21 protein-coding genes are annotated in these 17,769 nt (G+C 71.5%); 8 read left to right on the top strand and 13 right to left on the bottom strand.

Translation table 11 applies throughout. The annotated features are described in order from the left end of the window. Window positions 1-107: 107 nt before the first annotated feature. Both ACFV6I_RS01800 and ACFV6I_RS01805 read right to left on the bottom strand, forming a co-directional pair. Window positions 108-608: an NUDIX domain-containing protein gene (locus ACFV6I_RS01800; protein ID WP_380423250.1), complete on the bottom strand. Its 501-nt coding sequence runs from the start codon at window positions 606-608 to the stop codon at window positions 108-110. 30 nt (window positions 609-638) lie between these two features. Continuing rightward, window positions 639-1,991 carry a tetratricopeptide repeat protein gene (locus tag ACFV6I_RS01805; RefSeq protein WP_380423251.1) on the bottom strand — a complete coding sequence of 451 codons (1,353 nt, stop codon included), beginning with the start codon at window positions 1,989-1,991 and terminating at the stop codon, window positions 639-641. A 192-nt stretch (window positions 1,992-2,183) separates the two neighbouring features. On the opposite strand from ACFV6I_RS01805, the gene ACFV6I_RS01810 reads away from it, so the two are divergent. The 5 genes from ACFV6I_RS01810 (at window position 2,184) to ACFV6I_RS01830 (ending at window position 5,925) form a co-directional block, all read left to right on the top strand. After that, entirely contained in the window at window positions 2,184-2,894 is a 711-nt protein-coding gene (locus ACFV6I_RS01810) for an ATP-binding protein (RefSeq protein WP_380423252.1), read from the top strand. Further along, on the top strand, window positions 2,882-4,003 hold the full coding sequence (locus tag ACFV6I_RS01815) for a radical SAM protein (protein WP_380423253.1): 1,122 nt from the start codon (window positions 2,882-2,884) through the stop codon (window positions 4,001-4,003). Before ACFV6I_RS01810 ends, ACFV6I_RS01815 begins: the two co-directional genes overlap by 13 nt. After that, window positions 4,000-4,134, top strand: a complete 135-nt coding sequence (locus ACFV6I_RS01820; RefSeq protein WP_363618922.1) for a hypothetical protein — start codon at window positions 4,000-4,002, stop codon at window positions 4,132-4,134. The genes ACFV6I_RS01815 and ACFV6I_RS01820 overlap by 4 nt, the downstream gene beginning before the upstream one ends. A 69-nt stretch (window positions 4,135-4,203) precedes the next feature. Then, window positions 4,204-5,013: an aminoglycoside phosphotransferase gene (locus ACFV6I_RS01825; RefSeq protein ID WP_380423254.1), complete on the top strand. Its 810-nt coding sequence runs from the start codon at window positions 4,204-4,206 to the stop codon at window positions 5,011-5,013. A 129-nt stretch (window positions 5,014-5,142) separates the two neighbouring features. Next, on the top strand, window positions 5,143-5,925 hold the full coding sequence (locus ACFV6I_RS01830; RefSeq protein ID WP_380423255.1) for a VOC family protein: 783 nt from the start codon (window positions 5,143-5,145) through the stop codon (window positions 5,923-5,925). A gap of 92 nt (window positions 5,926-6,017) precedes the next feature. Here ACFV6I_RS01830 and hisF read toward each other — a convergent pair whose 3' ends face one another. The 8 genes from hisF to hisD all read right to left on the bottom strand — a co-directional run bounded on the left by hisF (window position 6,018) and on the right by hisD (window position 11,884). Further along, complete coding sequence (gene hisF / locus ACFV6I_RS01835) at window positions 6,018-6,788, bottom strand: imidazole glycerol phosphate synthase subunit HisF (protein WP_063347178.1); 771 nt, start codon at window positions 6,786-6,788, stop codon at window positions 6,018-6,020. Next, window positions 6,785-7,216 carry a RidA family protein gene (locus ACFV6I_RS01840; protein ID WP_063347179.1) on the bottom strand — a complete coding sequence of 144 codons (432 nt, stop codon included), beginning with the start codon at window positions 7,214-7,216 and terminating at the stop codon, window positions 6,785-6,787. The genes hisF and ACFV6I_RS01840 overlap by 4 nt, the downstream gene beginning before the upstream one ends. Further along, the gene (gene priA / locus ACFV6I_RS01845; protein ID WP_350885736.1) at window positions 7,213-7,938 is read right to left on the bottom strand and encodes a bifunctional 1-(5-phosphoribosyl)-5-((5-phosphoribosylamino)methylideneamino)imidazole-4-carboxamide isomerase/phosphoribosylanthranilate isomerase PriA; all 726 of its coding nucleotides are present in this window, start codon (window positions 7,936-7,938) and stop codon (window positions 7,213-7,215) included. Before priA ends, ACFV6I_RS01840 begins: the two co-directional genes overlap by 4 nt. A gap of 19 nt (window positions 7,939-7,957) precedes the next feature. Further along, window positions 7,958-8,593, bottom strand: coding sequence for an imidazole glycerol phosphate synthase subunit HisH (gene hisH / locus ACFV6I_RS01850; protein ID WP_063347181.1), 636 nt, complete (start codon window positions 8,591-8,593; stop codon window positions 7,958-7,960). Window positions 8,594-8,665: 72 nt separating this feature from the next. Next, entirely contained in the window at window positions 8,666-8,818 is a 153-nt protein-coding gene (locus ACFV6I_RS01855; RefSeq protein WP_167745856.1) for a hypothetical protein, read from the bottom strand. Beyond that, a complete protein-coding gene (gene hisB, locus ACFV6I_RS01860; RefSeq protein ID WP_030239805.1) occupies window positions 8,815-9,408 on the bottom strand; it encodes an imidazoleglycerol-phosphate dehydratase HisB in 594 nt (197 codons plus the stop codon). Before hisB ends, ACFV6I_RS01855 begins: the two co-directional genes overlap by 4 nt. Before the next feature lie 5 nt (window positions 9,409-9,413). After that, window positions 9,414-10,514 (bottom strand): histidinol-phosphate transaminase, encoded by a 1,101-nt coding sequence (locus ACFV6I_RS01865; RefSeq protein ID WP_380423256.1) that lies wholly within the window; start codon window positions 10,512-10,514, stop codon window positions 9,414-9,416. A 62-nt stretch (window positions 10,515-10,576) separates the two neighbouring features. After that, the gene (hisD, locus tag ACFV6I_RS01870) at window positions 10,577-11,884 is read right to left on the bottom strand and encodes a histidinol dehydrogenase (protein WP_380423257.1); all 1,308 of its coding nucleotides are present in this window, start codon (window positions 11,882-11,884) and stop codon (window positions 10,577-10,579) included. Window positions 11,885-11,974: 90 nt separating this feature from the next. On the opposite strand from hisD, the gene ACFV6I_RS01875 reads away from it, so the two are divergent. The 3 genes from ACFV6I_RS01875 to ybaK all read left to right on the top strand — a co-directional run bounded on the left by ACFV6I_RS01875 (window position 11,975) and on the right by ybaK (window position 14,945). After that, window positions 11,975-13,552, top strand: a complete 1,578-nt coding sequence (locus tag ACFV6I_RS01875) for an oxidoreductase (protein ID WP_380423258.1) — start codon at window positions 11,975-11,977, stop codon at window positions 13,550-13,552. A 71-nt stretch (window positions 13,553-13,623) separates the two neighbouring features. Next, window positions 13,624-14,352, top strand: a complete 729-nt coding sequence (locus tag ACFV6I_RS01880; RefSeq protein WP_380423259.1) for an LON peptidase substrate-binding domain-containing protein — start codon at window positions 13,624-13,626, stop codon at window positions 14,350-14,352. Window positions 14,353-14,450: 98 nt separating this feature from the next. After that, the gene (gene ybaK / locus ACFV6I_RS01885) at window positions 14,451-14,945 is read left to right on the top strand and encodes a Cys-tRNA(Pro) deacylase (RefSeq protein WP_380423260.1); all 495 of its coding nucleotides are present in this window, start codon (window positions 14,451-14,453) and stop codon (window positions 14,943-14,945) included. 45 nt (window positions 14,946-14,990) lie between these two features. On the opposite strand, the gene ACFV6I_RS01890 is transcribed toward ybaK, so the two are convergent. The 3 genes from ACFV6I_RS01890 to ACFV6I_RS01900 form a co-directional block, all read right to left on the bottom strand. After that, window positions 14,991-15,812: a hypothetical protein gene (locus ACFV6I_RS01890; protein ID WP_380423261.1), complete on the bottom strand. Its 822-nt coding sequence runs from the start codon at window positions 15,810-15,812 to the stop codon at window positions 14,991-14,993. 110 nt (window positions 15,813-15,922) lie between these two features. Further along, on the bottom strand, window positions 15,923-16,738 hold the full coding sequence (locus tag ACFV6I_RS01895; RefSeq protein WP_063347189.1) for an ABC transporter permease: 816 nt from the start codon (window positions 16,736-16,738) through the stop codon (window positions 15,923-15,925). Further along, window positions 16,735-17,733 (bottom strand): ABC transporter ATP-binding protein, encoded by a 999-nt coding sequence (locus ACFV6I_RS01900; protein WP_380423262.1) that lies wholly within the window; start codon window positions 17,731-17,733, stop codon window positions 16,735-16,737. The genes ACFV6I_RS01895 and ACFV6I_RS01900 overlap by 4 nt, the downstream gene beginning before the upstream one ends. Between the last annotated feature and the right edge of the window lie 36 nt (window positions 17,734-17,769).

Genomic DNA, 17,769 nt, shown 5'->3' on the forward strand with positions numbered 1-17,769 from the left:
AAAACATAACAACCCTCTCCCCCCCCCCCCCCACCCCCGCCCCCCCCCCCCCTCGACGACCCAAGACCGATAGAAATGGGAGGAGCTCGAAAACTCCCGGTCGACAATCAGCTCCGCCACGAGTCGAGAGAGACGCTCGGGCCATCGGTGAGATAGCTGATCAGAGCGCCCCTGGTAGTGGAGACGAATTCCTCCGGTACGGCACCGACGCCGACCCACGCAACGTCCGAGTGCTTGGCGGGTTCCCCGTTCGCGAGCTCACCGGACCACCGGTGAGCCGCGAAAACGACGGTCAGGAAGCCGTTGGGAGCCTCGACGCCGCGAGCACCATGGATGACGTGGACAAGTTGCAAGTCCTCGGGAGCAACGACGAGCCCGGTCTCCTCCCTGAGCTCGCGAACCGCCGTCTCCGTGATCGGCTCGCCTGGTTCGCTCTTGCCGACCGGCAGATCCCACAGGCCCTGCGCGAACTTGGCCCTGGGCCCCCGCCGAAGCAGAACGACACGTTGAGCTTCAAGGTCATGGACGATGACGGCGGCGACCAGCAGAGTCATCGACTCCGTAGCGGGATTGAGAGCAGTCATCTGATCGGCGGTCGGCTGAGCCACGTCGGTCGGGTCCTTCCTGCGGTACGGCTGTCATGTCAGTGCCTCGCGTGTCCGGCGTTCCAGATCTACGGCTCCAGGAACACCACGTCTACGGTAGATCGCCAAGCACGGGCGGATTGAGGAAATCGCCTTTCTCGTCCGGTCCGAGGTCATGCCGGCCATGAGGTCGAGCGCACGCCCCCAGGCTGCGACCGCCTCGTCCGCTCGGGCTTGAACAGCCAAGCTGTCACCCAGATCTGCGTAGGTGAGGGCGTGAACCCGCTTGTACTTCTCGGCATCCCAACGAATCAGCGCGGCACGGTGCTGCTGTTCGGTTCCTGCGTGGTCCCCGAGGTCGGTGAGGGTTCGAGCAGTGTGGCTGGCGACAGTACCGACCGCAGGGCCGCTGACGAATGAGAAACTGGGCTGAGGGTCGCCATCTCGAACGAGGGCGTTCTCCGCGGCGAGGAGCGCCTTGGCTGCGGAGGACTTGTCACGGGTGGCGGCGAAAGCACGAGCGTGAGTGATGTGAAGAAGCGCCTCGGTCCTTCCATCCACCCGACCAACGCTCCGAGCGAGTGCATTCTCGATCAGCGCCGCACAGTGGTGGGGCTGCTTGAGACTGAGCGCCTGATGGGCCAGGGTCCGCATCATCCATCCGGCGTGACCATGGGGGTCCGACTCCACAGCGAGTTGGTAACCGACCTGGTAGTAGCGCTGGGCAGCGCCTTCTTGGCCGAGGTCGTGGTGTTTCCATCCAGCAAGGTAGGCAAGTTCGGCCACGGCTCCGAAGGCGTGCCGCCGCGTGCTTTCGTTGGGGAAGCGGCCGTTGAGCATCGGGGCTGCAGTGTCGGCCAGGTAAGCGGTCACGGTGGTCAGCCCGTGCCCGCCGCCGAGTCGTTCGTCTGCCGCGCTGAACACGGCAGTGATCTGCCGAACGACCTCAACTTCTTCAACACCGATGCGGGCCAAGCCGGTCCGGGCCCTCATCAGGCGCGAAATCGGCTCAGGATCGTAGAGCAACGGCATGGCTACACCGGCAGTTGTGAATGCGGCGACGGCCAGAAAGGTGCGGCGCTCGACGTCTGCACGACCGAGATTGGCAACCGCCTCGACCGGATCACTACTCACCGCCAAGGACTCTTCCGGGGTGGCGAAGCCGAGTTCGGCAAGGGTGACCCGGCGCCCGGAGCGGCGGGAGAGCGCCTCGGCGATGTATTGGCCGACTTGCCCCGCCGGCTGCGCGCCGTTGATCCAGTGGGCCACGGCGGACTTGTTGGTGAGGAGCATCTCACCGTTCTCCGCACCGATGCACCGCACAGCACGGGCTAACGCCTCATAGGTCCATCCGCCCGCTGAAATCGTCTCCCTGAGGCGGTGATTGGGTTCCCTGCGTGTGGCCACGATCGATCCCCTGAGGTCGGGCTGTAAACCGCGTAAACCACTCTACGTGTCGACAGGTATACCGATCGTGCTGTTGGGCCGGTTCACTGGATTCGAGCCTGCCAGGGCCTCTGAGTCCTGTCGCTCTGAAGGTCGAACCACAGTGCGGTTGCTCATCGCCGCACCGATCAACGCCCCAGTCCGGGAGGGCTGATGAACACCGACGACTGCGTTGTGCTCCCGATGCCGAAGTCCCAGAAGGTGCAACCGACCACGGCTGCGGTGAGATCCGCCCGGCTGTGGGTGATGCGTGCGGCTCGGTCCTGGCCGGAACTCCTCTCCGAGAAGTCGCTGCGCGATGTGGAGTTGTGCACCGCCGAGTTGATCACCAACGCCGTTGAGCACACCGGAAAGCGCTGCCGCGTCACGGTCCGGTGGACTGGGGTCCGTCTCCGGGTCGAGGTCGCGGACAGGAGTCCGCAGCCGCCGGTGAGGAGCGCGGCGGGCGACATGGCCACCGGCGGCCGCGGCCTGCTCCTGGTGGAGGCGCTGACCCACTCCTGGGGCTGGTACCCGGCGGAGGAGGGCAAGGTGGTCTGGTTCGAGGCGGCACCCGACCAACTCGCGACGGGGGACTCGCGGCTCGCCGCACCAGCCATCGCGACTCATGCTCACGCCCAGCCGGAAGTCGCGGTGAGCGCTCCTTCCGCCTCGCCTCGTTACGAGATCCGCCTGATCGACTCCCGAAGCCCCCACTTCTTCCTGCTGGAGTGCTGGGGGATCTACGACCGCGAACAGCACGAGTACGTGCGCGTTCCGGGTTCCTCGGACCGGATCAGGCGCTTCTACACCAAGTCGGCCGCCGAGTCCCAGCTGCGCCACTCAGGCACCCTGACGGTCGAGGAGGAGAAGTGCACAGCCTGATCGCAAGTCCGTTCCTCAAGAGCTTCGTTGTGCTGCGACCGGGCCGGCTGGAGGGCATCGAGCTGCCCGAACGACGGTTCCGGGAGCTGGAGCATTCCCACGACTCCGAGGCCAACCTCCCATTCTGGCTCGCGCACGCCGCCCGTACCCGCTGGGGCGCCGAACTGGCGATCCGGCCGACGAGTGAAGCCGTCCTGGTCCGCGACGCCCCGGTGTACGGGCACAGCCGTGCGAGCTGGGAGATCAACCTCGGCTGCGACCTGGACTGTGAGCACTGCTACCTCGGAGAGAAGCGATTCGCCGGCCTGGACGAAAAGGGCAAGCGCCGTCTGCTGCTGACCCTGCGGGACGCCGGGATCCTCTGGCTCCAGATCACGGGGGGCGAGGCGCTGATCGACCCCCACTTCGCGGCTTCGTGCCGGCTCGCGCACGATCTGGGAATGATGGTCGAGGTCCTGACGAACGGCACGCGACTGTCGAGCCCCGCAGCCCTGGAAGCGCTCGCCGCCAGCAGGCCGTACAGGGTCACGGTCTCCCTCTACGGCGCGACCGCAGAGACGTACGACTCGTTCACCCGACGTCGAGGCGCCTTCAAACGGGTCACGCGCGGACTGGCCGCCGGAATCACGGCCGGCCTTCCCCTGCAACTGGCGTTGATCGTCACCGCGCAGAACGCGCACGAGCTCTCCCGGATGCATGGGATGGCGGACGAACTCGGGCTCCCCTGCAAGGAGTACACCCACATGTCGCCGACGATCTACGGCGGCGCCGAATCGCTTGCATCCCAGTCGCCCGCTCATCTGAGGCCGCTCGAACGGTTCACGGGCTGCAACGCGGGACACACGTTCCTCCACGTCGACCCGCACGGAAGGGCCTCGATCTGCAAGGTCGGCCGCGATGAGCAGATCGATCTCATGGCCGAGGGCGTCCAAGGCCTCGCCCGGCTCGGCGGAATCGCCGACCGCCTCATGCTTCGCACCGGTGGCTGCTCCGGCTGCCAGCTCTCCGCCGACTGCTCGGTCTGCCGACCTCTGGCCAAGCGCTACCAGGAGGCGAAGGCACCACTGAACACCTACTGCCAGCACGGACAGAAAGGAAGCACAGCATGACCGCTGTCATGGTCGAGATCACCACCACCCGGCGCGAGGACGACGACGAGACGCTGGGGTTCATCGACGACATGGAGGACTTCGGCGCGGACGCCCTCCCCGGGTGCAACGACGACAACCCGTACCGGTAGGGCGCAACCCCAGAGGCCGACGGCTGCGGTGCCGTCGGCCTCCGGGGTGCCTCTGGGAGCCTGTGAGCCGTGAACACCACCCGCCTTCACTGGGCAGACCTGCCCGGCTCCGTGCACCGGGCTGTCGCCGCCCGCCTCGGGACGCCGGTCCTTGCCGCGCAGACCGTCTCGGCCGGTTTCAACTCCGAGATCGCCGCCAGACTCAGCACCGCCAGGGGCGCCGTCTTCGTCAAGGGGATGCAGCTGAGTCACCCACGCGTGTGGACGCAGCGACGTGAGAGGGAGGTCAACCGCTACGTGGAAGGCCTTGCCCCCACCGTCCTCTGGCACCTGGACGTCGACGGCTGGAGCCTCATCGCGTTCGAGCACGTCGAAGCCCGCCACGCCGACTACAGCGAAGCCAGGGACCTGGAGCTGATGGTCGACACCCTCAGCCGGCTCGGCAGTACCCCGTGCCCCCCGATCGAGCTGCGCCGTGCCGAGCAGCGATGGGCCGCCTACGTGGACGACCTCGAGGTGCTGTCCCGGTTCGGCGGCAACCACCTGCTGCACACGGACCTGAATAACGAGAACGTCCTGATCCGCGAAGACCGTGCGCTTCTGGTCGACTGGGCGTGGGCCACCCGGGGAGCGCCCTGGATCGACCCGGCCCTGTGGGTGGTCTGGTTGATCGCTGCGGGCGGCCACAGCCCGGCTGCGGCGGAAGCGTGGGCCGCCAGGGTCCCGGCCTGGCAGACCGGCGACCCGACCGTGGTGGACGTCTTCGCGCGGGCTCAGGCCCGGATGTGGGCGGAGATCGCCGGAGACGATCCGGACCCGTGGACTGCCGGGCTGAACCGGGCGGCTCAGCAGTGGGCCCGTTTCCGGGGGCGCGGCTGAGGTCTCCGGCCGCTCCCCGGCTGCGGATGTCAGTGGGTGGGTGCAGACTCGCAGAGGGTCGGGGAGGGTGCGTGCGCGCGCCTGACGGAACCGGCCTGGTCACGTCTTCCGTCGAAGGGGCACCACCTCATGCTCACCACCGACTTTCCGACCGGCGCGCCCTGCTGGATCGACCTCGGCAGCCCGGACATCCCCGCCACGGCCGAGTTCTACGGCAAGGTGTTCGGCTGGACGTTCCGGTCCGGCGGCCCGGAGGCGGGCGGCTACGGCTTCTTCCAGTTGGACGGCAGGACGGTCGGCGCGGTCGGCCCGCTCGACGAGGGTGACCAGCCGATCTGGACGACGTACTTCCATGCCGCCGACGTGCATGCCACGGCGAAGGCCGCCGAGCAGGGCGGCGGCTCGGTGCTGGTGCCGCCGATGGACGTCATGGGCGAGGGGTGGTTCGCCCAGTTCGCCGACCCGCAGGGGGCCAGGTTCGCGGTCTGGCAGCCGGGCAAGACCGCCGGTCTGGAGGCCGTGTCGGAGGACGGCGCGCTGGTCTGGTCCGAGCTCCACACTTCGGACCAGAGCGCCGGGGTCGGCTTCTACCAGGCGCTGTTCGGCTGGCGGGTGGAGAAGTTCGAGCCGGCTCCGGGCATGGACTACCGGGTGATCTCGACTTCCGAGGGCGACCAGCAGGCCACGGCCTTCGGCGGCATCGCCCCGACGATGCAGCCGGGCCAGCCCTCCGCCTGGACGCCGTACTTCGCCGCCGACGACGTGGACGCGGTGATCGCGAAGGCGACGGCGGCCGGCGGCTCGGTGCTGATGCCCGCCGAGACCGTGCCGAACGTCGGTCGGCTGGCCTGGCTGGCGGACCCGCACGGTACGCCGTTCGCGCTGATCAAGGGCGAGCCGCCGCAGGCCTGAGACAGAAGGCCTGAGAACGCGCAAGGCCTGAGAACGCGGGAGGGCCCGCCGTTCCGAAGCCGGAACAGCGGGCCCTCAAGCCGTACGGCCGGTCACCGCACCGGGTGCCCGGCCTCCCGCAGCGCGTCCTTGACCTGCCCGATCCGCAGGTCCCCGAAGTGGAAGACGCTCGCGGCGAGCACCGCGTCCGCACCCGCCTCGACGGCCGGCGCGAAGTCGGCGAGCTTGCCGGCGCCGCCGGAGGCGATGACGGGCACGGAGACGGTCTTGCGGACGGCCCGGATCATCTCCAGGTCGTAGCCGTCCTTGGTGCCGTCGGCGTCCATCGAGTTGAGCAGGATCTCGCCGGCGCCGAGTTCGGCCGCGCGCCCGGCCCATTCGACGGCGTCGAGGCCGGTGCCCTTGCGCCCGCCGTGGGTGGTGACCTCGTAGCCGGACGCGGTCTCGGTGCCGGGGGGGCAGCGCCGGGCATCGACGGACAGCACCAGGACCTGCCGCCCGAACCGCTGGGCGATCTCGCGGACCAGTTCCGGCCTGGCGATGGCGGCGGTGTTGACGCCGACCTTGTCGGCGCCGGCCCGCAGCAGCTTGTCGACGTCCTCGACGGCGCGGATGCCGCCGCCGACGGTGAGCGGGATGAAGACCTGTTCGGCGGTGCGGCGGACCACGTCGTAGGTGGTTTCCCGGTCGCCGGAGGAGGCGGTGATGTCGAGGAAGGTCAACTCGTCGGCGCCCTCGGCGTCGTAGAGCTTGGCCATCTCGACCGGGTCGCCGGCGTCGCGCAGGTTCTGGAAGTTGACGCCCTTGACCACCCGCCCGGCGTCGACGTCCAGGCAGGGGATGACACGTACGGCGAGGGTCACGGCTGTTTGCCTTCCAGGGTCTTTGCCAGCCCGGATCGATAGGCGTCGAGCTCGATCTCGACCATCATCCGGGAGTCGATCAGCCCGTCGACCACCACCATGGTGGCCACCGGGCGGGCGGCGTCGAAGAGTTGGTGGTGGGCGCGGCCCACCTCGTCGGCGTCGCGGACGTGGGTGATGTACATCCGGGTGCGGACCACGTCGTCCGCCGTCAGACCGTACGCGGCGAGGGCGTTGAGCCCGACGCCGAACGCGGCGAGGGTCTGCCGGTAGGGGTCTCCCTCGTGCTCGATCCGGCCGTCCACCCAGGCGGTGGAGCCGGCCACGTGCACGTGGTCTCCCGCGGCGACCGCCCGCGAGTAGCCGAACTGGTCCTCCCAGGGGGAGAATCCGCCGACCCTGCCACGTACGATCCGACGTTCCGTCATCCTGAAACCGCCTCCAGGGCCTCTTCGAGGGTGAACTTCTGCTCGTAGAGTGCCTTGCCCACGATGGCGCCCTCGACACCCGCACCGACCAGGCCGGCGATGGCGCGCAGGTCGTCGAGCGAGGAGACGCCGCCGGAGGCGACGACGGGGCGGTCGGTGGCGGCGCAGACGTCGCGCAGCAGCTGCAGGTTGGGGCCGGTCAGGGTGCCGTCCCGGTTGACGTCGGTGACGACGTAGCGGGCGCAGCCCTCCTGGTTGAGCCGCTCCAGCACCTCGAAGAGCTGGCCGCCGTCGCGGGTCCAGCCGCGGCCGCGCAGGGTGGTGCCGACGACGTCCAGGCCGACGGCGATCTTGTCGCCGTGCTCGGCGATGGCCTTGGCGACCCACTCGGGGGCTTCCAGGGCGGCGGTGCCGAGGTTGACCCGGGTGCAGCCGGTGGCGAGCGCGTTGGCGAGCGACTCGTCGTCGCGGATGCCGCCGGACAGCTCGACCTTGATGTCGAGGCGGCCGGTGACCTCGCGCAGCAGCTCGTAGTTGGTGCCGGTGCCGAAGGCGGCGTCGAGGTCGACCAGGTGCAGCCACTCGGCGCCGGCGTTCTGCCAGGCGAGGGCGGCGGCGAGCGGTTCGCCGAAGGAGGTCTCGGTGCCGGACGCGCCCTTGACCAGGCGGACGGCCTGGCCGTCCCGGACGTCGACGGCGGGAAGCAGTTCGAGGCGGCTCATAGTCACAACTCTTCCAAGCTCAGAGGGTGTTGACCCAGTTGGTCAGGAGGGCGGCGCCGGCGTCGCCGGACTTCTCGGGGTGGAACTGGGTGGCCCAGAGCGGGCCGTTCTCGATGGCGGCGACGAAGGGCTGCCCGTGGGTGGCCCAGGTGACGAGCGGGGCGTGGATCCGTGCGCTGTGGGTCTCCAGCTCCCAGTGCCGCACACCGTAGGAGTGCACGAAGTAGAAGCGGCTCTGCGGGTCGAGGCCGGCGAACATCCGGCTGCCCTCGGGCACGTCGACGGTGTTCCAGCCCATGTGCGGGATGACGGGGGCGTCCAGCGGCTCGACGACGCCGGGCCACTCGTCGCAGCCGGCCGTCTCCACGCCGTGCTCGACCCCCTTCTCGAAGAGGATCTGCATGCCGACGCAGATGCCCATGACGGGGCGGCCCCCGGCGAGCCGGCGGCCGATGATCCAGTCGCCCCGGACGGACTTCAGGCCGCGCATGCAGGCCTCGAAGGCGCCGACGCCGGGGACGAGCAGGCCGTCCGCGTTCATCGCGGTGTCGTAGTCGGAGGTGACGGTGACGTCCGCCCCGGTCCGTTCGAGCGCGCGCTGCGCGGAGCGGAGGTTGCCCGACCCGTAGTCGAGGACGACGACGTTCTTGCCCATGTTCAGGTGTCCAGTCTCTCTACGTGTCCGGAGCTCACGTGTCCAGAGCCCATGTATCCGGCGTCCATGCGGCTAGAGGCGCATGATGCCGGAGGCCAGGCACATGACCGAGCCGAACGCGAGCACCAGGATGACGCCCTTGGGCAGCTTCTGCTTCCAGAACGAGATCACGCCGCCGGCCAGGAAGAGGCCGACGAAGATGAGGGCGAGGGTCGCCTTGCTCACAGTGCACCCTTGGTCGAGGGGAGGATTCCGGCCGCGCGCGGGTCGCGCTCGGCGGCGTAGCGCAGGGCTCGGGCGAGCGCCTTGAACTGGCATTCCACGATGTGGTGGGCGTTGCGCCCGTACGGCACGTGGACGTGCAGGGCGATCTGTGCCTGGGCCACGAAGGACTCCAGGATGTGCCGGGTCATCGTGGTGTCGTACGAGCCGATCATCGGCGCCATGTGCTCGGGCTCGGTGTGCACCAGGTACGGCCGGCCGGAGAGGTCCACGGTGACCTGGGCGAGCGACTCGTCCAGCGGCACCGTGCAGTTGCCGAAGCGGTAGATGCCGACCTTGTCGCCGAGCGCCTGCTTGAAGGCGGCGCCGAGCGCGAGGGCGGTGTCCTCGATGGTGTGGTGGGTGTCGATGTGCAGGTCGCCGTCGGTCTTGACGGTGAGGTCGAAGAGACCGTGGCGGCCGAGCTGGTCGAGCATGTGGTCGTAGAACCCGACGCCCGTGGAGATGTCGGTCTTCCCGGTGCCGTCGAGGTCGATCTCGACCAGGACCGCGGTCTCCTTGGTGGTGCGTTCGACGCGTCCGATGCGGGACATACGGGTTACAGCTCCTTGATCACTGTTCGAACGGCGTCCAGGAAGGCGTCGTTCTCTGCGGGCGTGCCGGCGGTGACGCGCAGCCACCCGGGGACGCCGTTGTCACGGACCAGGACGCCCTGGTCGAGGATGGCCTGCCAGACGGCGTGGGTGTCGGCGAAGCGGCCGAACTGGACGAAGTTGGCGTCCGAGTCGGTGACCTCCAGGCCGAGCCCGCGCAGCGCGTCGACCAGCCGGTCGCACTCCGCCTTGAGCCGGCCGACGTACCCGAGCAGGGTGTCGGTGTGCTCCAGGCAGGCCAGCGCGGTGGCCTGGGTGACGGACGACAGGTGGTACGGCAGGCGGACCAGCTGCACCGCGTCCACCACGGCCGGGTCGGCGGCCAGGTAGCCCAGGCGCAGCCCGGCCGCGCCGAAGGCCTTGGACATGGTGCGGGAGACCACCAGGTTGGGGCGGCCCTCGATGAGCGGCAGCAGCGAGGCCCGGTGCGAGAACTCGACGTACGCCTCGTCGACGACGACCAGGCTGGGCCCGGCGGCCTGCGCGGCCTCGTACAGCCGCAGCACGGTGTCGGCAGCGACGGCGGTGCCGGTCGGGTTGTTCGGCGAGCAGATGAAGACCACGTTCGGCCGGTGCTCGGCGATCGCGCCGAGGGCGGCGTCCAGGTCGATGGTGAAGTCGTCGTTGCGCGGGCCGGAGATCCACTCGGTGCCGGTGCCCCGGGAGATCAGCGCGTGCATCGAGTAGGAGGGCTCGAAGCCGAGCGCGCTGCGGCCGGGGCCGCCGAAGGTCTGCAGCAGCTGCTGGAGCACCTCGTTGGAGCCGTTGGCGGCCCAGACCTGCTGCCGGGTGACGGCGAAGCCGGTGGTCCGGCCGAGGTACGCGGCGAGGCCTTCGCGCAGTTCGACGGCGTCCCGGTCGGGGTAGCGGTTGAGGTTGCGGGCGGCCTCGGCGACGCGTTCGGCGATCCGGGCGACCAGCTCCTCGGGGAGCGGGTACGGGTTCTCGTTGGTGTTCAGCTGGACGGGCACGTCCAGCTGCGGCGCGCCGTACGGGGACTGGCCGCGCAGCTCGTCGCGGATGGGGAGGTCGTCGATCCGAGTCACCCGAGTCGCACCAGCCTCAGAAGTAACAGGAGTCACAGGAGTCACAGAAGAAGTAACAGCAGTCACGATCCCGGCACCGTCCAGTCGAAGCGCGCCTTGATCGCGTCGCCGTGCCCGGGCAGGTCCTCGGCGTTGGCGAGGTTGACCACGTGCGCGGCGACGTCGGCGAGCGCGTCCCGGTCGTACTCGACGACCTGGACGCCGCGCAGGAAGGTCTGCACGGACAGGCCGGAGGAGTGGCAGGCGCAGCCGCCGGTGGGCAGCACGTGGTTGGAGCCGGCCGCGTAGTCGCCCAGCGAGACCGGGGTCCAGCGGCCGATGAAGACGGCGCCCGCGTTGACGACCTTGGCGGCCGCCGCGTGCGGGTCCCGGGTCTGGATCTCCAGGTGCTCGGCCGCGTAGGCGTTGACCACGGCGAGGCCCTGCTCCAGGTCGTCGACCAGGATGATCCCGGACTGCCGGCCGCCCAGCGCCTCGGCGACCCGCTCGCTGTGCTTGGTCCTGGCGACCTGTACGGCGAGTTCCGCCTCGACCGCGTCGGCCAGCGCCGGCGAGTCGGTGACGAGCACCGAGCCGGAGGTCGGGCCGTGCTCGGCCTGGCTGATCAGGTCGGCGGCCACGTCGGAGGGCAGCGCGCCGTCGTCGGCGAGGACGGCGATCTCGGTCGGGCCGGCCTCCGAGTCGATGCCGATCCGACCGGCGAAGAAGCGCTTGGCGGCGGCCACGTAGATGTTGCCGGGGCCGGTGACCATGTTGACCGGCGCGCACTCCTCGGTGCCCAGCGCGAACATCGCCACGGCCTGGGCGCCGCCGACGGAGTACACCTCGTCCACGCCGAGCAGCGCGCAGGCCGCCAGGATGGTCGGGTGGACGCGGCCGTCGAACTCCTTCTGCGGCGGGGACGTCACGGCGATGCCCTGGACGCCCGCCTCCTGGGCCGGCACCACGTTCATCACCACGGAGGACGGGTAGACGGCCAGCCCGCCCGGCACGTACAGGCCGACGCGCTCCACGGGCACCCAGCGCTGGGTGACGGTGCCGCCCGGCACCACCCGGGTGGTGTGCTCGGTGCGGCGCTGGTCGGCGTGCACGGCGCGGGCCCGGCGGATCGACTCCTCCAGCGCGGCCCGCACCTTCGGGTCCAGCGTCTCCAGGGCCTCGGTCAGCTGCTCGGCCGGGACACGGGTCGACTCCAGCCGGACGCCGTCGAAGCGCTCGGTGATCTCGATCACGGCCGCGACCCCGCGATGGCGTACGTCCTCGGCGATCGGCCGCACCTTCTCCAGGGCGGCCGCCACGTCGAACTCGGCACGGGGCAGCAGGTCACGCGGGTCGTCCAGCGAGCCGCGGAGGTCGATTCGAGAGATCACGCCACCCAGTGTAAGGAGTGGCCGGAACCCCTGGTCCCGCATTTCAGTCCGTGATACGAAAGGCGAGACGACCGGGGGACGGGGAAAACCATGCTGGAGCACGCTCCGGAGGGCTGGACCGATACGGAGCGTGAGCTCTGGGAGGCCTTCCGTCGCGGCAACGTCTTCGACCGGCGGAGTGGCGACGCCGCCACCGACGACCCGTTCGGGGACGCCGTCTGGGGCCCCGGCCGCACCGTCCGGGCCAGGGTGCTCGCCCATCTGCTGCTGGCCGGCCCGGCCGCCGCCACCGGGCGGGTCGCTTCGCTGCGGCTCAACGGCGTGCTGGTCACCGGCGCGCTCAACCTGGCCGGCGGCGCCATCGGCCACTACGTCGAGCTCCGCGAGTGCCGTTTCGAGCGCAAGATCCTCATCTCGGAGGCCTCGGCCTCGACGCTGCGCTTCGTCACCTGCCTGATCCCCCGCCTGGAGGCCTCCCGGCTCACCACCACCGGCGACCTCCATCTGGCCCGCTGCCGGATACCCGAGGGCGTACGGCTCACCGACGCCAAGGTCGGCACCGACCTGCTGCTCAACCAGACCATCCTGGGCGGCGACCGCTACGGCCGCGCGCTGTCCGCCGACGGCCTGGCCGTCCACCAGGATTTCGAGGCCGAACGCGTCGATGTGCAGGGCGAGTTGAGCCTGCGCACGGCCCGGATAGGCGGCCGGCTGTCGCTGCGCGGCGCCCAGCTGCACGCCGTCCCGCAGAACCGCACCTGCCTCAACGCCGTCCGGCTCACCGTCGGCCACACCCTCTACCTGACCAGCTCCGCCGACGGCGGCTGGTTCGGCTCCCGCAGCTACTACGGCTCCGGCTACGGCCAGAACCCGCCGCCCGGCGCCCCCAGCACCCCGTTCCGCGCCTTCGGCCGGGTCCGGCTCTCCGACGCCCGCTTCGAGAGCGCCTGCCTGATCTCCGGCGAGTTCCACCTGGAGGGTGACGACGAGCTCTCGCTGCGCCGCATCCACACCCCCGAGCTGCGGTTCACCTGCCGGGTCCGCCCCACCGGCACCGTCTCGCTCTCCCGCGCCCGGGTCGGCAACCTCGTCGACACCCCGGACGCCTGGCCGCGCGGGCGCCACCTGGGCCTGACCGGCTTCGTCTACGAGGTGCTGCGCCCGGTCGGGCCCTTCAGCGTCCAGCAGCGGATCGCCTGGCTGGAGGGCTCCGCGGTGGACTTCCAGCCCGAGTCCTACGAGCAGCTCGCCGCCGCCCTGCGCCGCGACGGCGCCGACGACGACGCCCGCGAGGTGCTGTACGCCAAGCAGCGCCGCCGCCACCGGACCCTCCCGCTGCCCGCCCGGATCTGGGGCCGGGTCCAGGACGCCACCGTCGGCTACGGCTACCGCCCCGGCCGGGCCGGCCTGTGGCTGCTGCTCGCCTGGGCGCTGGGCAGCGTCTGGTTCGCCACCCATCCGCTGGAGCCGCTGAAGGCCGACGAGCACCCGCACTGGAACCCGGTGCTGTACACGCTCAGCCAGCTGGTCCCGGTCGTCGAGCTCGGCCAGCAGGGCTGGAACCCCGGGGGCCTCAGCCAGTACGTCACCGCCGGGCTGGTGATCGTCGGCTGGCTGCTCGCCACCACCGTCGTGGCCGGCGCCACCCGCATGCTGCAACGGGGCTGACCGCCCCGGCGGGCCGCCCTCGGGCGCAACCCCGACGCGCCGCGACCGCGCGGGGAACTACGCTGTCCGCCGTGACAGAACGGCTCCCGCTCTTCCCGCTGAACAACGTGCTCTACCCGGGCCTCGTGCTGCCCCTGAACGTCTTCGAGGAGCGTTACCGCCGTCTCGTCGCCGACCTGCTCCAACTACCGGCCGACACGCCGCGCCGCTTCGGCGTGCTCGCCATCAAGGACGGCCGCGAGGTCTCCCCGGTCCGCCCCGACGAGGGCCCGGCCGGGCCGCTCGACGGCCTCGGCACCGCCACCGGGGACCCCCTGGAGGCGATGTTCCACATCGGCTGCGTCGCCGACGTCGCCTCCGTCCAGGAGCAGCCGGACGGCCGCTACGAGCTGCTGGTCACCGGCACCACCCGGTTCCGGCTCCGCTCGGCGGACGTCTCCGGCCCGTACCTGACCGGCGAGGCCGAACTCGTCGAGGAACAGCCCGGCGAAGGCTCCGGCGCCCTCGCCGCCGAGGTCGAGCGAGCCTTCCGGGTCTACCAGAAGCGCCTCGCCGGGGCCCGCGAGGCCAGCACGGTCGGGCGCCAGGAGCTCCCGGACGACCCGCAGGTGCTCTCCTACCTGGTCGCCGCCGCCTCGGTGTTCGAGACCCCGGTCAAGCAGCAACTGCTGGCCTGCCCCGACACCGCCCAGCGGCTGCGCACCGAACTCGACCTGCTGCGCCGCGAGAGCTCCGTGCTCAGCTGGCTGCCGTCGCTGCCCGCCGTCGACCTCACCCGCCAGTCGTTCAGCCCCAACTGATCCGGGAAGCCCGCACGCCGACCCGGAAAACCCGCACGCTGACCCGGGCAGCCCGCACGCTGATCCGGAAAACCCGCACGGCGAAGAAGGAGCCCCACATGGCGAAGAAGCCGAAGAAGGGCGGGCAGGGCACCCCCGCCACTGTCGCCCTGGAGACCGCCGCCGTCCCGTTCACCGTGCACGCCTACGAGCACGACCCGGCCGCCGCCTCCTACGGCGGCGAGGCCGCCGAGGTCCTGGGCGTCGCCGCCGAGCGGGTCTTCAAGACCCTGGTCGCCGACGTGGACGGCGTGCTCACCGTCGGCGTGGTCCCGGTCGCCGGGCAGCTCGACCTCAAGGCCCTCGCCGCCGCCGTCGGCGGCAAGCGCGCCGCCATGGCCGATCCGGCGGCCGCCGAGCGCAGCAGCGGCTACGTCCTCGGCGGCATCTCCCCGCTCGGCCAGCGCCGCCCGCTGCGGACCGTGGTCGACGCCAGCGCGCTCACCCACCCCACCGTCTACGTCTCCGGCGGGCGCCGCGGCCTGGAAGTCGAACTCTCCCCGGCCGACCTGGTCACCCTCACCGGCGCCCGCACCGCACCGATCGCTCGCTGACCCCGACTGCCGGGCCCACCCGCGGGTGGGCCCGGGCCTACGCGGTCAGCCCTGCCCGCGCTCCCCCGGCCGTGCAGCGTCCTCCGGCCGAACACCGTCGTCCGCCCGCACGGCGTCCTGCGGCCGCGCCGCGCCGTCCACCCACACAGCGCCGTCCGCGGGGGCCTGCGGCGCAGCCGCCCCGTACGGCCCGGCCCAGTACGGCGGCGGGTCCTCCTCGCGCTTGCCGAACGCCGCCGACAGCGCCAGCAGCACCACCATCGCCGCCATCGGCCACACCAGCAGCGCCCCCAGCGCGCCGAGGTCGATGCTCGCGTCGAAGTGCCCGCCGTTGCCGACCCGCCGGGCTTCGGCGATCAGGTCGTTGCTGGGGCCGAGCCACCGGCCGAGCCGCCAGGCGCCGACCGAGCCGAGGAGTCCGCCGACCATCAGTCCGAGCGCGACCGCGATGCCGCCGCCGCGCTGCCGGGTGGCCAGGAAGGCCCCGAGCGCGGTCAGGAGGCCGGCGCCGAGCGCGATCAGGGCGAAGACCGCGTCGGCCCCCGCCCGCTGTTCGCCTTCGGGGTCGGCGTAGAGGATGCGGTCGCCGTCCACGACCAGCGGCACCTTGGGCGCGAGCCAGACCCACAGCCCTGCCATCACCAGTCCGACCGCGATGCAGGCCAGTACCGTGCCCGCGCCGAGCCGCAGCTCGGGCAGCAGCCGCTCCTTGAGCGTGGGGCCCGGCGACTGCGCGACCGCGAGGCCGGCCGGCGGCGGGGTCCCGGCGTCGGGGGCGGGCGGCGGCGCGTACGGATCGGGGGTGATGTCCGGCACCGCGTCCGCGGCGGCGCGGGTGGGGTCCGGAGGTGTGTTCGGTACGGTCACAGGCCCCATCGTTTCACGATCGCGGCCGGGACGAGCCGCCGCCCGTGCCTCCCGGAACCCGAACCCCGCACCTCGCGGAGCCGGACCCCGGGCGACCCCCGGGACACCCCCTACCGGGAGACGGCCCGCCGGTAGGCCCAGGTGGCGATCGCCAGCGACACCACGCCGACGCCCGCGCAGACGGCGAGGTCGCCCGCGATCAGCGCCCAGTCCGGGTCGGGTTCGAACGTCCGGGCGAAGGCCTCGACGCCGTACGTGGAGGGCAGCAGGTCGCGCAGCCACAGGACGGGCTGCGGGAGGTGGTCGACGGGCAGCACGCCGAGCAGCAGCGCCGCCGACATGCCGAGCTGCCCGAGCATGGTGGCGATCTCCTGCCGGGGCGCGAGCAGCCCGCAGGCGGCCCCGAGCCCGGACAGGGCGGCTCCGGCGAGCGGGACGACGGCCAGCAGCACCCACAGCTGCCCGAGCGGCAGCCCGAACATCACGGCGCCGAAGGCCGCGGTGAGGACCGTCCCGGGCAGCGTGAACGAGGCGTAGGCGGCGGCCGCGCCGAGCACCACGGAGGCGGCGGGTACGGGCAGCGTCGCGTAGTGGTCGAGTCCGCCGGTGGCCCGCAGCTTCCCGAAGTACTGGGCGAGCAGGTTGAGGGCGACGAACGCCACCACCAGCACGCTGGACCCGGCGACCACGGACCGCGCGGCCGAGGTCTGCCCGGCGTCCACCACGCCCCGCATCATCACGAGGATGCCGACGGACTGGAAGGTGGCGACGAACAGCAGCGGGATCCGCGCCACCCGGGCCCGGGCGAGCTGCGCCCGGTAGACGGCGGCGAGGGCGGGCAGCAGCCGGGCCGCGGGGGCGAGCGGGGCGGGGGTGCCGCCGGTCGCGGGGGCGGTGGCCTGCGGCGGCACCGAGAGCAGCGTCACTTGGCCAGTCCTCCGTGGCGGCCCCCGAGCTTGAGGTAGGCGTCCTCAAGGCTCGGGGTGGCGAGGGTGAAGTCGTCGAGGGCGGCGAAGGCCGGGCCGGTGGTGACGGCGGCGACCAGTTCGCGGGCCTGTTCGGGGGTGGTGCGGACGGTCCAGCGGCGGCCGGTGCGTTCGGCCCGTTCGGCGAGTTCGGCGACGGCGGGGACGGCGAGCGGCGCCTCGTCCCGCCAGACCAGGTCGAGCCGGACGTCGCCGTCGACGAGGGCCTTGAGCCCGCCGGGGGTGTCGCAGGCGATGACCCGCCCGTCGTCGATGACGGCGACCCGGTCGAGCACGGTCTCGGCCTCGATGACGTTGTGGGTGACCAGCAGGACGGTGGCGCCGCGTTCGGTGCGGCGCCGGTCGACGGCGGTCCAGACGGCCCGCCGGGCGACGGGGTCCATGCCGGTGGTGGGTTCGTCGAGGACGAGCAGCGGCCGTTCCCCGACGAGGGCGGCGGCGACGCAGGCGAGCCGGCGCTGGCCGCCGGAGAGCTTGGCGAGCGGCCGCTGGGCGAGGGGTTCGAGCCCGAGTTCGGTGAGGACGTCGGCGGCTTCGGTACGGGCCTGGGCCCGGGTGAGGCCGCGCAGCCGTCCGGTGGTCTCGGCGGCGAGCGCGACGGTCAGTTCGTCGAGGGCGCTGGATTCCTGGCCGAGGTAGCCGAGCAACCGGGCGGCCCGTTCGGGGTGGCGGACGATGTCGTGGCCGAGGAGTTCGACGGATCCGGAGTCCGGCCGCAGCAGGCCGGTGAGCTGGCGGACGAGGGTGGACTTGCCGGCCCCGTTGGGTCCGAGCAGCCCGAAGATCTCGCCCTGGCGGACGGTGAGGCTGATTCCGTCGTTGGCCCGGATCTCGCCTGCGGAGGCTCCGCGCCCGGTGCGGTAGGTCCTGACGAGGTCGCGCACGGCGACGCACGGCGGGGTGTTCTGGGGTACTCGCCCTGCCGACTCGGTCACGACCGAAGACTTTACGCGTTCGCCCGGGCGAACCGG

The sequence above is a fragment of the Kitasatospora sp. NPDC059803 genome, assembly GCF_042732255.1.
In the GTDB taxonomy this organism is placed as follows: domain Bacteria; phylum Actinomycetota; class Actinomycetes; order Streptomycetales; family Streptomycetaceae; genus Kitasatospora.

Coding starts and splice junctions, on each gene's coding strand:
- ACFV6I_RS01810 (WP_380423252.1), top strand. CDS start 2,184: ATGAACACCGACGACTGCGTTGTGCTCCCGATGCCGAAGTCCCAGAAG.
- ACFV6I_RS01820 (WP_363618922.1), top strand. CDS start 4,000: ATGACCGCTGTCATGGTCGAGATCACCACCACCCGGCGCGAGGACGAC.
- ACFV6I_RS01830 (WP_380423255.1), top strand. CDS start 5,143: ATGCTCACCACCGACTTTCCGACCGGCGCGCCCTGCTGGATCGACCTC.
- ACFV6I_RS01840 (WP_063347179.1), bottom strand. CDS start 7,216: ATGACGGAACGTCGGATCGTACGTGGCAGGGTCGGCGGATTCTCCCCC.
- priA (WP_350885736.1), bottom strand. CDS start 7,938: ATGAGCCGCCTCGAACTGCTTCCCGCCGTCGACGTCCGGGACGGCCAG.
- hisH (WP_063347181.1), bottom strand. CDS start 8,593: ATGGGCAAGAACGTCGTCGTCCTCGACTACGGGTCGGGCAACCTCCGC.
- hisB (WP_030239805.1), bottom strand. CDS start 9,408: ATGTCCCGCATCGGACGCGTCGAACGCACCACCAAGGAGACCGCGGTC.
- ACFV6I_RS01875 (WP_380423258.1), top strand. CDS start 11,975: ATGCTGGAGCACGCTCCGGAGGGCTGGACCGATACGGAGCGTGAGCTC.
- ybaK (WP_380423260.1), top strand. CDS start 14,451: ATGGCGAAGAAGCCGAAGAAGGGCGGGCAGGGCACCCCCGCCACTGTC.